The organism is Desulfovibrio ferrophilus, assembly GCF_003966735.1.
Classification (GTDB): Bacteria; Desulfobacterota; Desulfovibrionia; order Desulfovibrionales; family Desulfovibrionaceae; genus Desulfovibrio_Q; species Desulfovibrio_Q ferrophilus.
The window spans coordinates 14,317-27,332 of sequence record NZ_AP017378.1 but is presented as its reverse complement, the minus strand read 5'-3'; the positions used below and the strand labels follow the sequence as shown (position 1 = coordinate 27,332).

Annotated in this window: 16 protein-coding genes; 10 read left to right on the top strand and 6 right to left on the bottom strand. The window is 57.3% G+C overall.

The genetic code is table 11. From position 1 onward, the window contains the following. Positions 1–4 precede the first annotated feature (4 nt). Positions 5–766, top strand: coding sequence for a hypothetical protein (locus EL361_RS00160; protein WP_126375572.1), 762 nt, complete (start codon positions 5–7; stop codon positions 764–766). A gap of 105 nt (positions 767–871) precedes the next feature. Further along, entirely contained in the window at positions 872–2,281 is a 1,410-nt protein-coding gene (locus tag EL361_RS00155) for a sensor histidine kinase (protein ID WP_126375571.1), read from the top strand. A gap of 34 nt (positions 2,282–2,315) precedes the next feature. Here EL361_RS00155 and EL361_RS00150 read toward each other — a convergent pair whose 3' ends face one another. Further along, complete coding sequence (locus EL361_RS00150; RefSeq protein WP_126375570.1) at positions 2,316–3,488, bottom strand: MFS transporter; 1,173 nt, start codon at positions 3,486–3,488, stop codon at positions 2,316–2,318. Between the two features lie 228 nt (positions 3,489–3,716). On the opposite strand from EL361_RS00150, the gene EL361_RS00145 reads away from it, so the two are divergent. Then, positions 3,717–4,109: a hypothetical protein gene (locus EL361_RS00145; protein ID WP_126375569.1), complete on the top strand. Its 393-nt coding sequence runs from the start codon at positions 3,717–3,719 to the stop codon at positions 4,107–4,109. A 12-nt stretch (positions 4,110–4,121) separates the two neighbouring features. On the opposite strand, the gene EL361_RS00140 is transcribed toward EL361_RS00145, so the two are convergent. The 3 genes from EL361_RS00140 to EL361_RS00130 form a co-directional block, all read right to left on the bottom strand. After that, a complete protein-coding gene (locus EL361_RS00140) occupies positions 4,122–4,421 on the bottom strand; it encodes an MTH1187 family thiamine-binding protein (RefSeq protein WP_126375568.1) in 300 nt (99 codons plus the stop codon). A gap of 74 nt (positions 4,422–4,495) precedes the next feature. Beyond that, on the bottom strand, positions 4,496–5,029 hold the full coding sequence (locus tag EL361_RS00135; RefSeq protein ID WP_126375567.1) for a 4Fe-4S dicluster domain-containing protein: 534 nt from the start codon (positions 5,027–5,029) through the stop codon (positions 4,496–4,498). Between the two features lie 16 nt (positions 5,030–5,045). Further along, positions 5,046–6,104: an FAD-dependent oxidoreductase gene (locus tag EL361_RS00130; RefSeq protein ID WP_232034820.1), complete on the bottom strand. Its 1,059-nt coding sequence runs from the start codon at positions 6,102–6,104 to the stop codon at positions 5,046–5,048. A 202-nt stretch (positions 6,105–6,306) separates the two neighbouring features. On the opposite strand from EL361_RS00130, the gene EL361_RS00125 reads away from it, so the two are divergent. Then, positions 6,307–7,071, top strand: coding sequence for an MBL fold metallo-hydrolase (locus EL361_RS00125; protein WP_126375566.1), 765 nt, complete (start codon positions 6,307–6,309; stop codon positions 7,069–7,071). 68 nt (positions 7,072–7,139) lie between these two features. Here EL361_RS00125 and EL361_RS00120 read toward each other — a convergent pair whose 3' ends face one another. After that, the gene (locus tag EL361_RS00120) at positions 7,140–8,690 is read right to left on the bottom strand and encodes a methyl-accepting chemotaxis protein (RefSeq protein ID WP_172961561.1); all 1,551 of its coding nucleotides are present in this window, start codon (positions 8,688–8,690) and stop codon (positions 7,140–7,142) included. Between the two features lie 237 nt (positions 8,691–8,927). Here EL361_RS00120 and EL361_RS00115 point away from each other — a divergent pair, with 237 nt between their 5' ends. Continuing rightward, on the top strand, positions 8,928–9,134 hold the full coding sequence (locus EL361_RS00115) for a hypothetical protein (protein WP_126375564.1): 207 nt from the start codon (positions 8,928–8,930) through the stop codon (positions 9,132–9,134). Here the strand turns inward: EL361_RS00115 and EL361_RS00110 are convergent. Further along, positions 9,121–10,014, bottom strand: a complete 894-nt coding sequence (locus EL361_RS00110; RefSeq protein WP_126375563.1) for a DMT family transporter — start codon at positions 10,012–10,014, stop codon at positions 9,121–9,123. The two genes, EL361_RS00115 and EL361_RS00110, sit on opposite strands and share 14 nt — an antisense overlap. A gap of 153 nt (positions 10,015–10,167) precedes the next feature. Here EL361_RS00110 and EL361_RS00105 point away from each other — a divergent pair, with 153 nt between their 5' ends. The 5 genes from EL361_RS00105 (at position 10,168) to EL361_RS00085 (ending at position 12,962) form a co-directional block, all read left to right on the top strand. Further along, positions 10,168–10,443: a DUF2325 domain-containing protein gene (locus EL361_RS00105; protein WP_126375562.1), complete on the top strand. Its 276-nt coding sequence runs from the start codon at positions 10,168–10,170 to the stop codon at positions 10,441–10,443. A gap of 89 nt (positions 10,444–10,532) precedes the next feature. Next, positions 10,533–10,832 (top strand): hypothetical protein, encoded by a 300-nt coding sequence (locus EL361_RS00100; protein ID WP_126375561.1) that lies wholly within the window; start codon positions 10,533–10,535, stop codon positions 10,830–10,832. 160 nt (positions 10,833–10,992) lie between these two features. Next, complete coding sequence (locus tag EL361_RS00095) at positions 10,993–11,253, top strand: RNA recognition motif domain-containing protein (protein ID WP_126375560.1); 261 nt, start codon at positions 10,993–10,995, stop codon at positions 11,251–11,253. 135 nt (positions 11,254–11,388) lie between these two features. Continuing rightward, positions 11,389–12,378 carry a TRAP transporter substrate-binding protein gene (locus EL361_RS00090; RefSeq protein ID WP_126375559.1) on the top strand — a complete coding sequence of 330 codons (990 nt, stop codon included), beginning with the start codon at positions 11,389–11,391 and terminating at the stop codon, positions 12,376–12,378. Positions 12,379–12,392: 14 nt separating this feature from the next. Further along, the gene (locus tag EL361_RS00085) at positions 12,393–12,962 is read left to right on the top strand and encodes a flavin reductase family protein (RefSeq protein ID WP_126375558.1); all 570 of its coding nucleotides are present in this window, start codon (positions 12,393–12,395) and stop codon (positions 12,960–12,962) included. Positions 12,963–13,016 lie beyond the last annotated feature (54 nt).

The following is a 13,016-nucleotide window of genomic DNA, read 5'->3' as shown; positions in this document are numbered from 1 at the left end:
AACCATGAACGTTACATCCATCGCCTATCAGCCGCTTACCATTACGGCGCCCACTTCCGAACGGCAGCAGTCCACAGGGCTGCTGTTGCCTCAAGGCATGGATCGTACCCACGATGCTGCGACCGGGTTTGCCACGGACCTGACCCTGCGTCTACAGACTCAGGCTGATCAAAGCGAAAACGACACTTCAGACCTGGCATCCGCCCTGATCAACTCTGTCGACTTTATCGGTGACCAGTTCGGACCCGACGCCGCCACCGCCGCCATGGGCATTGTCTACAGCCGTATCGGTGAAGGTGAAATCACCGAAGATGCCTTGGGGAAAGGCCTTCTGGATGTGATCCGCTTCATGGACCGCAACTTCGGTTTCGAGGGTGGAGACAAGGTCATTGCCCAATTCAACGGAGAGCTCAACGATGCGCTCAATAGCTATTTCGACAACGGGCTGAGCGAAAAATTCTACGCTGGAACGCCCGAATCCGGGACCATTGTCCAGGCGGTCCCGGAGCTGATTCAACAGGTCCAAAATACCTTTGGAGATGAAATCGCCCAGAGTGTCGCCGACATCATTGAAGGCAACCTCGAAAGCGGCCTGACCATGACCAACCTGCGCAAGGGTATTGCTCAAGCCAAGAATCACCTCGCCCGCAATGGAGAACCCGGGGCGGCCTCCGTGCTGGCCCACGCCGCTCAGGGAATCATGGACGGGCTCTCCCCTGAATCCGCTGCTACGACCAAGGGGGTCACTCTGGACATCGCCGTTTAAAGCCTGCGCCACAAAGCTTTCACTTCAATTCGTCAATTGCTTTCCTTTTTTCCGTTCTGACCGTAGAATAGAGTTTAAACCTCTATCACTCTCGGCAACGCCACGATGGACAGTACCACATCCGACTCCTACCAGACTCCCCCCAGCCGGAGTAACACACACAGCAAGCTCGTGATCACCTTGATCATGGCACTGTTCCTGGCACTTTCTGCCTTCTCCACCTTATCCATCCTGCATCAGGACCGTCAAAACCAGACCGCACAAATGCTGACTGCGGCCAGAGGTCTTGAGCGAGTGTTGGGTCGCTTTGCAACTCCGACTACAGATGCCTTTCGGCTCCAGGCAGAATTGGACAACATCGCCAGACGAGACAAACGCATTGTCCGGCTGACCCTGTACACAACCGATAGCAACGGCAACTACAAAGCCCTTGCCAGCACATGGCCGTCCCGACTGGGGCAACCAGCCACCCAAACACAGCTTCAGGTTCTCCAGACCAACGAATCCTACGTGGATGACGAAACCGTCGCAGGGCACAATGCCTTCAGGTTGTCCTTCCCGGTTCACACGGAGACGGGGCAAATACTGGGTTTACTGGATATGCTGATGATAGCCGAGCGACCAGCGACCCTGGCTGCAGGCATCTACGCTGCAGCGGCAACAGTCTTTATCGCATTGCTCATCGCCTACTTCACCCACCAGAAACAACTCCTGAACCTGGAGCTTCACCGCAGGCTCAATGCAGAGCAGGAACTGACCAAGCACCGTGATCGCCTGGAGGATTCCGTACGCGAGCGCACTTCCGATTTGATCAGGGCCAACCGCCTGTTGGAACGCGAAATCAGCGAACGTGGACTCATGGCTGACAAAATCAAGAATTCTCTTGCGGAGAAGGAGCTGCTGCTGCAGGAAATTCACCACCGGGTCAAAAACAACCTGCAGATCGTCGCCAGCCTGCTGGACATGGCAGGCCGACGTGCCGCCAACAAGGAAGTTCTGGACATCTGCACCGAACTCTCGAGCAAGGTCCACGGCATCAGCCTGGTGCACACCCAGCTCTATCAGAACGAAACCATCGATCACATCGACATGGGCAAGTACGCCAAAGACCTTAACTCGTATCTGGTGCGAGTCTACAACGCCTCACAGATCGAAGCCCACATAGTGGCCGACTCCATCCATCTGCCCATCGTGGCAGCCACACCTCTGGGCATGGTCCTGAACGAACTGCTGACCAACTCCTACAAGCACGCTTTCAATGGACGCAAAGACGGCAACATCCATATCACCATGAAGCAACAGGGACCCGCCATCACCATCGAAATGCGCGACAGCGGCCCCGGCATCCCAGAAGGTCTGGACCCTGAGAACACGGACAGCATGGGCATGAAGCTGATCAACAACATCGTGACCTACCAGCTCATGGGAAGCATCACCTTCTCCACAGGCCCAGGTGCACAAGCCATCATCGAATTCGACAAGGATCATTTCCCCGGCCGGACAGCCGGAATCTGAAAGAATAACAGGCAGGTGCCCACGAGCGGATCGTCTACCCCTCGCGCAAGGTCAGCAGCACCAGCACACACACGCTTAGGGCCAGCACAGCGCCCGTGATAAACACCCCCCAGTAACCTGCGACGGCATAAGACGTACCCATGACCACCGGTCCCAGGGTCTGCCCCACACGCAGCACCGTCCCATTCAGGGCCATGAACGCCCCGCGCTGTTCCATGGGTGCCAAGTCCGCCAACAACGTCTGCACGCAGGGGATATTCAACCCCTGAGCCACACCGAAAATCATGATGGGCAGCAGGACCCACCACAAGCTCGGCATCAGGGGAATCAGTACTGCACTCACTGCGTACAGCACAAAAGCGGCCACCAGCAGACCGGAAGGAGGTACCACGCGAGCCAATCTCCCCAATTGGGTAGACATGATCGCCGTAGCCAGACTTGTGGAAGCGAAGATCATACCAATGGCCCAAGGCTCGGCGTCAAAGGTCTCGGCAAGGTACACGGGCAGAAAAGAGATCAGCACTCCATACAGAATAATGAAGGTCACCGCCGTTGTGGCGAACAAAGCCAGAGCGCGCGAACCGGAAGCCCGTTTCAAAGCCAACCGCATGTACTCCATAAAATCCACATCGCGATCAGGCTCCGGGCACTGCAAACGAATCAGCACCGCCAGAGCCAATGGCAAAGCCAGAAGAGGCAGCAAGAATGGCCAACGCCAGCCGAACTGGGCCAGGATTCCACCCAGCAGCGGGAATAGCGTGGTGCCCAGTGACAGCATCCCCGCATTGTAGCCCAGGGCCTGAGTACGCTGATTGCCGGAATACAGATCGCTGATGATGGTCATGTTCAATGCACCGAGCGATGCCGCGCCCACGCCCTGCAGGAACCTGAGGCCCACCAGCATGGCAAAGCTATCTGCCAGGGTACAGGCGGCGCCGAATATACCAAAACAGACCAAGGCGGGAACAAGAACCTTCTTGCGCCCATGGCGATCAGCCAGAATGCCGAACACAGGAGTCAGGAACACCCCGGGCAGGGTGAAAGCGGTCACCAGCCAGGCGACCTTGGTGGCTGTCAGGCCAAAGGCTTCCATGATGGGCGGAAAAGCAGGAGCAATGCTGGACACCCCCATGACGACGATGAGAGTCACGCCGAACAGGATGTGCAGATTACGATCGAGATGCAGTTTTTGAGGAGCTATCGGCATGGGCGGCACCCTACACCGGGGTGGGACGGCTTGTCTGCCCATTTCTTGGGCGCACAACCCGCAAGGCTAACCCGCCGGGATGTTTGAAACCTCGAAAAGCCTTGACCGGCGGGCATTCCCAAGCGTAATCAAGAATAATCGGGAGACCTCATCCGGTTATCCCGACAATGCCTGAGGGAGAGCTGGACCGACTTCCAAAGCCGGTCCGCAGGCGTTTCAGGGGAACGTATGGGGATGAAATTCCGATTCCGCCGCACCAAGTGCACGGGCCGCTACCGTGACAAGCCCTTGGTCGAAGTCCGTTGGACGACCGAGGAAGGAGACTATTGTCTGGACGACCTCATCGCCGGGGACTTGGGCAGTGAGTTGACGACCAAACTCGCCATCGGCGGCAACGGTAACGGTGAAGGCAACGGCAACGGCAACGGCAACGGAAATTCCAGCCCTCCGGTGCCATTTTCCAATGCTCCAGTCATGCATCGCACAGTGGTCAACGTCGATCTCACCGTGCCACCCAGCAGGAACAATGCTTCGGCAATTCGGCAGGTGAGCACTCAGGCCAAACCTTCCTTGCCCGCAGAACCGGATGATCCACCTGGAATCCTAAACAAGATCGTTTGACCCTATACGCAATCAATCCCCGAGCTTATCCAGCACAGAATCCGGTTTCGCATCCAGTCGACCACTTCCGCCACGCCGCCAGTCCACCTTCATATTCAGATAGATCCTGTCGGAATCCTGCTGCAGTTCTTTCAAGCAACCTTCAGCCACAGCCATGACTTCTGCCCAGCGCCCTTCAATACAAGTACCCATGGGCCCCAGCCGGTACTCCAGGCCACTGTCCCGGATGATCTTCAGGGCACGGGCCACGTAGGGGCTGACGCTCATGCCCTTGTCCATGGGAAAAATCGCCATTTCAAGAATCAAACTCATTTGCCACTCCTTGTAAAAAAGCCCGGCTCCGCCTTGCGGAGCCGGACCTGTCATTATCCGTCAAGAATCACCAATCAACCCTTCTTGCGTTCCTCACGCATCTGCCTGATCTGCTTCATGACCAGCTTCTGCGAGGCAGAGGACACTGTGGTTCGCATCTGTGTCAACTCATCACGAGTCAGGAAGTGAATAGCCTCGGCCGGACAGATCTGCATGCAGGCCGGTCCCAGGCCGATGCGTTCGCGACCACGACAGAGGTCACACTTGGTCACCGGCACGACACCTCCGGCATGATAAATCGCCCCGAAAGGACAGGCCGTCATACACTTCATGGCCTTGCAGCCACGACACACGGTCGGGTCATGCGACACCACCCCAGACTCTTCATCCTTGGTGATGGCCCCAACGGGGCAGGCCTTGGCACACATTGGGTGCTCACAGTGGTGGCAATACAGCGGGAACGCCAGACCATCGTCGGTCTCGGTCATCTGAATGCGTGGCAATCCGTATAAAAACTTACAAATGGCCTCGCAGGATTCACACCCGATGCACTTGCTGTAATCCACCCATTTAGTCTTTTGGGAACCTATATTGTTCGTGTCTGACATTGGCGTCTCCTGTGGTCTATCCACGCTGGGTATAATCCAGCCATTCCTCGATGGATTTGGCAGCTTCAAGCCCGCCGGTAATGGCCCAGCCAATCTTGCTTGGCCCGGTCAGGGCATCTCCAGCCAAAAACACACCGTCCACCAGGCTCATGCGCGGCCAGCTTGTGGCTCCCTTGCGCACCTTCCACAGGTCCAGCTTGTCGGCCTGGGGCAGCGTCGGCAACTCGCCCACCGCGCTAATGACCATGTCGGCTTTCAACTCCTTGTTGGAGCCATCCTGCGGCAACGGGCAACGGCGCCCGGACTCGTCGGGTTCGCCCAGTGTGCATTGCAGATATTCCACGCCTTCCACCATCTTTTCACCCAGGATTTTGACCGGCACGGCCAGTTCCTTCCAGACCATCCCCCGATCCTGCAACAGAGAAATTTCATATGGCCCTGACGGGGCCTCATTCACGGTGCGACGGTACAGCATCGTCACCTTCCTGGCTCCGTTGCGCAAGGCGCAGTCTGCGGCGTCCACGGCAGACAGACCAGCGCCAATGACCACCACGTTCTTGGCCGAAGCCTTGGAGATGCAGACCTCACCCGAGCAGGTGGCACCGCGCAGCGGGAACAGATATTCCAGCCCCGAAAGCACACCCGCCAAATCCTCACCGGGGATGCCCATGCGCCGCGATCGCCAGGAACCGGTACACAGCAGTACCGCATCAAAGCGTTTTCGCAACTCGTCAAGGTGCACCGCCTCGTGCTCGAAATCATCACCCTCGTCGTGAGGTTCACCAGGGTCGCCTACGATCTTGGTGCGCAGATTGAACACCACGCCATATTGCTCCTCAAGGAGCTTGGCTGCGGCCTCGGTCCGATGCACGGGCAACCGAAAATCCGGGATACCGAAATACAGCAGGCCACCCGCTTTGGGCATCTTATCGAAGACTTCAACGTGATACCCCTGGCAGGCCAAATAGCCCGCAGCCACCAACCCGGAGGGGCCGGCCCCTGCCACGGCGACCGTGCGCCCATTGGGCTGGCCGGGCTTATCCTTGAATAATCCGAAATTCATTTTGTTGGGCATGGTTGCCAATCCTGTTGAGCGTTGAAACATATAATCAATGGGCCGAAACCGTGGATAAAAAACTCCACCGCGACTTCGCCCGACGCATCGATCCAATCATCGATTATACTGCCAGATTCAAGGAGCGGAGTAAATCCGATCATCTCCACCTTGAAGGAAACCGCCCCCTGGGTATACTCTGAACTCCAAGGAGGGGCGGAGCATGGACCTGACCGTGACCTATGTCTATCACAACTGCTTCTGTGTCACCCTGGACAACCGGGCTTTGGTCTTCGACTTTCCCGACCAGGAACACCGCAATGCCGAGGCGGCCGACGTCGTCAGCAAAACCCTGACAGGTCGTGAAGCTTCCATCTTCTTCTCGCACAGTCATGCCGACCACTGCTCCGCTGAAATCATTGATATTGCTTCTCGGAGCGCCGCCAGTACAACCTACTTCCTGTCCTACGATGTCCCGGACATGATTCCGGAACTGGACCTGCCCGGAGCTATCGTGGTGGAACCCGGAGACGATCCCGCCGGGGGTGTACCAGGTGATATCTACTCGGCTGGCGAGCTGACCGTCTCAGCTCTGGAAAGTAACGACCTCGGGGTTGCATTCTTCATCCGCGTCGAGGGACTGCGGCTGTATTACGGAGGTGACCTTGCCGAATGGGTCTGGCCCGAGGCAGATGAAACCGGGAACGCACACACCAGGGCCTTCTTCGGGCGCAGCCTGGATGCCGTACGGGCCTTTGAGCCGGATCTGGCCTTCACAGACTGTGACCTGCGACTCCCCAACCTGGCGGGATTCGAGCGTTTCGCGCGCACGGTTCGACCCAAGGTCTTGGTCCCCACCCATGACTTTGGAAACCCAACGGGCGTTGCATCCGCAGCTTCCGGCATCGACATGCCGGAAACACGGCTCATGACCTATTCCAGAACCGGCGACAATTTCAATGTTGCAGACAGGATTCTCAATGACTAGACCAAACAACAAGGCCCGGAGCGTTGCGCTCCGGGCCTTGTCTCTTCCTGCCCTCTGGCAGTCGAAATCTATATCCCCTGATCGGCGAGTTCCTTCAGGCGTCCAGCCAATGCCGTCAGTTCCGAAACAGCTTCAGCAGCCTGGGCCATCCCTGCATTGGTCTCTCCCGAAATTCGCTGTACGTCATCCATGGCCAGGCTGATTTCTTCGCTGGAAGCCGATTGTTCCTCGGCAGCAGTGGCAATGGAACGCACCTGCTCTGCCGTGGTCTCCGCCAACTCGACAATCTGGGTCAGATACTCCCTCGATACTGAGGCCAACTCCGTAATCCGCTCAGCCTCCTCAGCTGCACTTCGGGTCCGGCCCACGTTCTCCCGCGTGCCATTCTGAATATCCGCCACGGCCTGCTCCACCTCATGGGTAGCGGTCATGGTCTTCTCGGCCAGCTTGCGCACCTCGTCAGCCACCACGGCAAACCCTCGACCTGCCTCGCCTGCGCGGGCAGCCTCAATGGCAGCGTTCAAGGCCAGAAGATTGGTCTGGTCTGCAATATCACTGATGACATCGATGATGTTACCGATCCCCTCGGCCCGCTGCCCCAATTCCCCCATGGAGGTTGAAAGCCCATCAATACCAGTGCGTAGGTCGCCAATGGATTTGACCATGGTCAGGACCATGTCCGTGCCTTCCTGGGCCTTGTTGCGCGAAGCCTCGGCGTTCTCGGCTGCGTTGCCCGCATTCCGGGCCACGTCCAACACCGAGGCATTCATCTCCTCCATGGCCGTGGAAGTCTCAAGCACCCGGGTGTTCTGCTGCTCACTGCCGCCCTGAACCTGCTGCACCTGACTGGCAAGTTCTCCGGCAGAGCCAGACAACTCTGCCGAAGCCTCATTGATCCGTCCGCCCACAAGCACCAGATGATCAAGCTTTTCCTTGATTTCAGCTTCCTTGCGGACCAGGTCTGTGACATCCTTGGCCACCACGAGATAGCCAATCATGTCACCATGGCAATCGTAGAGCACATCCCCCACGGGCTTGATGAAGCGCTGCACTCCCGCAGCTTCCATGGCGATCACCTCGCCCTCGAAGGATTCATGCAGATCCCTGGCCTGCTCCAAGGTGGCGTATACCTCGGCATTGAACAACTCGCGGCAATCCATGCCTTTGATCTTGCGCACATCCACACCGGTCAGACGCGCAACCTCGTTGTTGGCATGCAGAATCTTGAAATCCTCATCCGCCGCAAAGACCGGATCAGGAACCGCATCAAGCATCTTCAAATAGCCCTTCCCGATGCACAGCAACCAGGCAACGGTGGAGCAGACATCGGCAAAGGCCATCCCCATTCGCTCGAAAGGCCAATGGCTTTCCGGCAAGGCGCAGCTGAAACTCTTGGAGTTGTCATTGAGAGCCTGCAGATGCTGTACGAATCGTTCAAGACCGCGCCGCATGGACAGGGCATAGAGCACAGCAAAGACCACTGAGAGCAGAGGCAGGATGACAATCAGCCAGACCCAACCGCCTCCAGCAGCCCCTTCACCCAAGGCAAGGAACAGTCCCACACCCGCCCCGGCCAGAGCCGAAACAAGAGCTCCCACCAAAAGAAACCTATTGATCATGCACTCTCCAGAATATGATGCCGAGCCATTCCCGGGGCTACCGACAGTCATTCAATTTCAGGCGCTAGAATATATGTCATATCGGCAGCAATGCCCAGCATGATAGAGCGATGACCGCATCCGGAAATTACCCGTGCAAGACAAGGCAAAACGGGCATTTCTACCGCTTGGGTTGTTGACGAAATCGCGACGCGAGGTGTATTTGGATTGCGAAAACTACGCATTGGAGGACTCCCCATGGCAAAATTCAAAGTCTTCATTCTGACACGCGACGTCAGCCCCGAAGCCGAAGGCAAGCACCCCTCGGAAACGGAAAAGATGATCAGCTATGATATGGAAACCGAAACCGGTGATGAAGCCGTGAGCAGAGCCCGGGCACAGTTCGACCTCGAGCACGCCGCTCCGTACATTCACGTTGAAGGTGTCAGTGTTATGGAGATGTAGTCTTGATTCTGGCTGGGCGATTGGCGCACCACGTTCCGGTGATGACAAGCAGGCCACCCAGGGCCAGTGAGGCATCCACCGGTTCGCCCAGAGCAAAGAAGCCGATGGTCACTGCCGAAACTGGCACAAAATTGATGAAGACACCGGCCTTGGACGGACCAATGGCCAGCACCCCCTCGTAGAACCACGTGAACCCCACCACAGTACCCAGCACTCCCAGATAGGCCAGGCAGCCCCAGGCTGTCAGCGAAAATCCCGGCAACGTGGCTGCAAGCCCTTCGTTCAAGGCCGGAGGCAGCAGCAGAATGGTCCCCGCAGCACAGGACATTGCCACCGATGCCAGCGGGCTGAGCTGTCCCATGACAACCTTGCCGATCAGCGAATAGCTGACCCAACTCGCCACACACCCCATGATCCAGAGATCGCCAGTGCTGAGATGCCCCGCAAGCAGTGTCAGCGGATCTCCTCTGGAGATGACCCAGGCTGCGCCCGTGACCGAAAGCACAATGCCCAGCAACTTGTTGCGGGTCAACGGTTCACCAAAGAACAGGGCAGCGCCCAGAGCGATGAAGATGGGATTGCTGGCAACAATGACCGCCGCCCGGCCAGCATGCACTGTGGCCAATCCCGTGAAGAAGCACAAATTATAGCCGAAAACCCCTGTCAGGCCGAGCAGCAGCACGGCCAGGGTCAGCTTCGGAGTCAGTCGGGGCAGCCGCCCCTCGATACGAAGGGTCAGCCAAACCAGCAACACAGAGGCAATGGCAAAACGCAGGAACGCCGCAGTGTACGGGCCCATTTGCCCGGCCAGCACCCGCCCCGCAGAAAAGGTTCCGCCCCATAAAAGCGCCGCGCCCAAGAGTTTCAGATAGATGACCATGACGGTCAGCACTCCCCCATCGCGTTGGTCTCGTCAAGAAATTCTCGATGCCCAGCCAGATCCTGTTATTTTGTAGTTGACAATGAAAATCATTTTCAACTACAAACAGACTCAACAAGCACTTCCCAACGGGGAATAACATCGGAGGACATCATGTGCGCAGCAGTGATCGGCGGCATGGACCGACTCAAAAGGGATTACATCAATGCGGCCAAGCGGGAAGGCGTCAAGCTCAAGGTCTTCACGGGCAAGGAAAACCGTATTGCCCCCAAGCTGGGCAGTGCCAGTCTGATCATTCTGTTCACTAACCAACTGTCCCATGCAGCCCGGCGCGACGTTATCAATCACGCCAAGAAAAACAACATTCCGGTCGAACAGGCCCATTCCTGCGGCGTATCCAGCCTGCGCGAATGTCTGAACCGCAGTTAGCAAGCAAACCCGCTTGACCCTCCTCCCTGACATCTTATTTTAAATGTAGGGAGGTGTCCCATGAAACCCCGATCAATCACGGAGGCCCCATGAAGCCCATGATGAAGCTCCATCTCCTGTCTCGCGAAGGTATCCGTGCAGCCAATGCCGGGAACTACGCCAATGCTCTGTTTACCCTCCACCAGGCTCTGCTGCTGACCCAGGGCATCAAGGCTCCCCTGCACGAAGCCAAGGTCCTCAGCAATATCGCTCTGATCCTGATGATGCGAGGCGAAAACATCGCCTCCCACGACCATCTGTGCCGGGCATTGCCTCTGGTGGAGAACCATGCAGGCCGGGACAACTCGCTCTACCGCCGCATTTCCGGGCAGCTGAAACAGGCAGCCTGATCTCAAGCTCTGCGCTGTCTATTCCATACCTTATTGGTATATATACCGTTTTCTGATTTTCTCTTTACAATCAATGTCATTTCCTTTGTAACCTTGGGGAACTCCTGCTTCTGGTTACCCTCCCTTATGCGGTGACCAGCAACACTCCCGGGGAACTGGAATGAGCGTCAATCTCTTCGTGGGCAATCTGCCCTTCAGTGCATCCGAGGATGACGTGCGCCGCCTGTTCGAAGAGCATGGCCCGGTTTCCGAAATCCGTCTGGTAACCGATCGTTTTTCGGGCACGCCGCGCGGTTTCGGATTCGTGATCATGGACGCCGAGGCTGCCAAGGTAGCCCAGCAAGCCCTGGACGGAATCCAATTCTGTGGCCGTACCCTGCGGGTGGACCAGGCTCGCGATCCTCAGCCCGCACGAGGCTGATTTCAATCCCTTTTCTGCCCTACCTTCCCTTTTCCCCAAATTGCCGGTAAGCACGAGCCCCACGAACGGTTGCACACAACCGCCCATTTCACATAGAGTTGTCGTATCATCCAAACGAATCCTCAGGAGCCGACCATGAACGCACTCCTTCGCCTGTGCCTTTCGGTACTGGCCGTGACCATTCTTGTCCTTGCTGCGGGCAACGCAACAGCTGCCAGGATCATTCGCCTGGGCATCGTGACCACGCCCGGTTCTGCACAATACATCTGCGCCGAAAAATTCCGGGATCTGGTGGCCGAGCGCTCGCAAGGGTCCACACAGGTCAAACTCTTCCACAGCGGCTCCCTGGGGAGTGAGACCGACATCCTGCAACAGGTCCAGATGAACGCCGTGGATATGGCCATCATCACTCTTGGCCCCTTTGACACCTTCGTGCCCGAGGTCAAGGTCATCAGCTTTCCCTTCTTGTTCCGTGACCATGAGCAGGCAGATGAAATCCTGGATGGCCCCCTTGGCCGTGAAATGCTGTCCAAGCTGGAACGCGCCGGATTCAAGGGGCTGGCATTTTCGGAAAACGGATTCCGCAACCTGACCAACGACACCCGCCCTGTAACGACGGTAGACGATGTCCACGGCCTGAAAATCCGAGTCATGGAATCCGCCATGCACAAGGAACTGTGGAAGACTCTGGGCGCCAATCCCACCCCCATGGCTTGGCCCATCTACACCGAGCTGCAGCAGGGCACTATCGACGGTCAGGAAAACCCACTGTCCGTTCTCTGGGTCTACAAGCTCTACGAAGTACAAAAGCATCTGACATTGACCGGTCATGTCTATTCCGCACACATCGATATCGCCAGCCTTGTTTGGTGGAAGTCATTGCCCTCTGTCGACCAGGAATTACTGGCAACGGCCATGCACGACGCCGCCGTCTACCAACGGCAGTGGAACCGCCAGAACGTGGTCGGTTTCCTGAACAAGCTCAAGGCCGCAGGCATGGAGGTCGTCTCCAATCCCGACCTGAGTTCATTCAAGGCCCAGGCCGAAGAGTTGAAACACATGGACATCTTTGCCGAGCCCAACACCCGGGCTCTGCTGGACAAATTCTTAAACGCCACCAAGTGATCACGGAGTACACGATGATGAAATCCTTTGGTTCCAAACCGCTGGCCTTTCCTACCCCGACCTGGGTCATCGGCTCCTACGACGCCGACGGCAAAGCCAATGTCATGACAGCCGCCTGGGGTGGCATCGTCAGTTCCGAACCTCCCTGCATCGGAGTCTCCCTGCGCGAAAGCCGTCACTCCTACGAAAGCATCCTGGCCCGTGGCGGATTCACTATCTCCGTGCCCGATGCCGCGCATGCCCGCGAGGCCGACTATTTCGGCATGGCATCCGGCCGTGACCGCGACAAGTTTGCCGTCTCGGGGCTGACTCCCGCCAAAGCCGAATTCGTGGACGCCCCCTATGTCGCCGAATTCCCCATGATCATTGAATGCCGTCTGATCCAGTCAGTAGAACTCGGTATCCATATCCAGCTCATCGGCGAAATCGCAGATGTGAAGGTAAACGAAGACGTTCTGAATGCCGACGGAAAACCGGACATGGAACTGGTAGCCCCCTTGATCTTTGCTCCCGGAGCGCGCACCTACCACACCGTGGGCAAAGCCATTGGCAAGGCCTTCTCCCTGGGCAAGGACCTGCTCTAGCCCTTCGGCCCCATGGATATCCTCTGTCGACAGGCCGCGCGCCTGAGCCATACC

What these genes read in the sequence shown, in the direction of transcription:
- EL361_RS00105 (WP_126375562.1), top strand. Translation starts at nt 10,168, where the DNA reads ATGTGCGCAGCAGTGATCGGCGGCATGGACCGACTCAAAAGGGATTAC.
- EL361_RS00090 (WP_126375559.1), top strand. Translation starts at nt 11,389, where the DNA reads ATGAACGCACTCCTTCGCCTGTGCCTTTCGGTACTGGCCGTGACCATT.
- EL361_RS00120 (WP_172961561.1), bottom strand. Translation starts at nt 8,690, where the DNA reads ATGATCAATAGGTTTCTTTTGGTGGGAGCTCTTGTTTCGGCTCTGGCC.
- EL361_RS00110 (WP_126375563.1), bottom strand. Translation starts at nt 10,014, where the DNA reads ATGGTCATCTATCTGAAACTCTTGGGCGCGGCGCTTTTATGGGGCGGA.
- EL361_RS00100 (WP_126375561.1), top strand. Translation starts at nt 10,533, where the DNA reads ATGAAGCCCATGATGAAGCTCCATCTCCTGTCTCGCGAAGGTATCCGT.
- EL361_RS00085 (WP_126375558.1), top strand. Translation starts at nt 12,393, where the DNA reads ATGATGAAATCCTTTGGTTCCAAACCGCTGGCCTTTCCTACCCCGACC.
- EL361_RS00150 (WP_126375570.1), bottom strand. Translation starts at nt 3,488, where the DNA reads ATGCCGATAGCTCCTCAAAAACTGCATCTCGATCGTAATCTGCACATC.
- EL361_RS00095 (WP_126375560.1), top strand. Translation starts at nt 10,993, where the DNA reads ATGAGCGTCAATCTCTTCGTGGGCAATCTGCCCTTCAGTGCATCCGAG.
- EL361_RS00125 (WP_126375566.1), top strand. Translation starts at nt 6,307, where the DNA reads ATGGACCTGACCGTGACCTATGTCTATCACAACTGCTTCTGTGTCACC.
- EL361_RS00145 (WP_126375569.1), top strand. Translation starts at nt 3,717, where the DNA reads ATGGGGATGAAATTCCGATTCCGCCGCACCAAGTGCACGGGCCGCTAC.
- EL361_RS00160 (WP_126375572.1), top strand. Translation starts at nt 5, where the DNA reads ATGAACGTTACATCCATCGCCTATCAGCCGCTTACCATTACGGCGCCC.
- EL361_RS00155 (WP_126375571.1), top strand. Translation starts at nt 872, where the DNA reads ATGGACAGTACCACATCCGACTCCTACCAGACTCCCCCCAGCCGGAGT.
- EL361_RS00115 (WP_126375564.1), top strand. Translation starts at nt 8,928, where the DNA reads ATGGCAAAATTCAAAGTCTTCATTCTGACACGCGACGTCAGCCCCGAA.
- EL361_RS00135 (WP_126375567.1), bottom strand. Translation starts at nt 5,029, where the DNA reads ATGTCAGACACGAACAATATAGGTTCCCAAAAGACTAAATGGGTGGAT.
- EL361_RS00130 (WP_232034820.1), bottom strand. Translation starts at nt 6,104, where the DNA reads ATGCCCAACAAAATGAATTTCGGATTATTCAAGGATAAGCCCGGCCAG.
- EL361_RS00140 (WP_126375568.1), bottom strand. Translation starts at nt 4,421, where the DNA reads ATGAGTTTGATTCTTGAAATGGCGATTTTTCCCATGGACAAGGGCATG.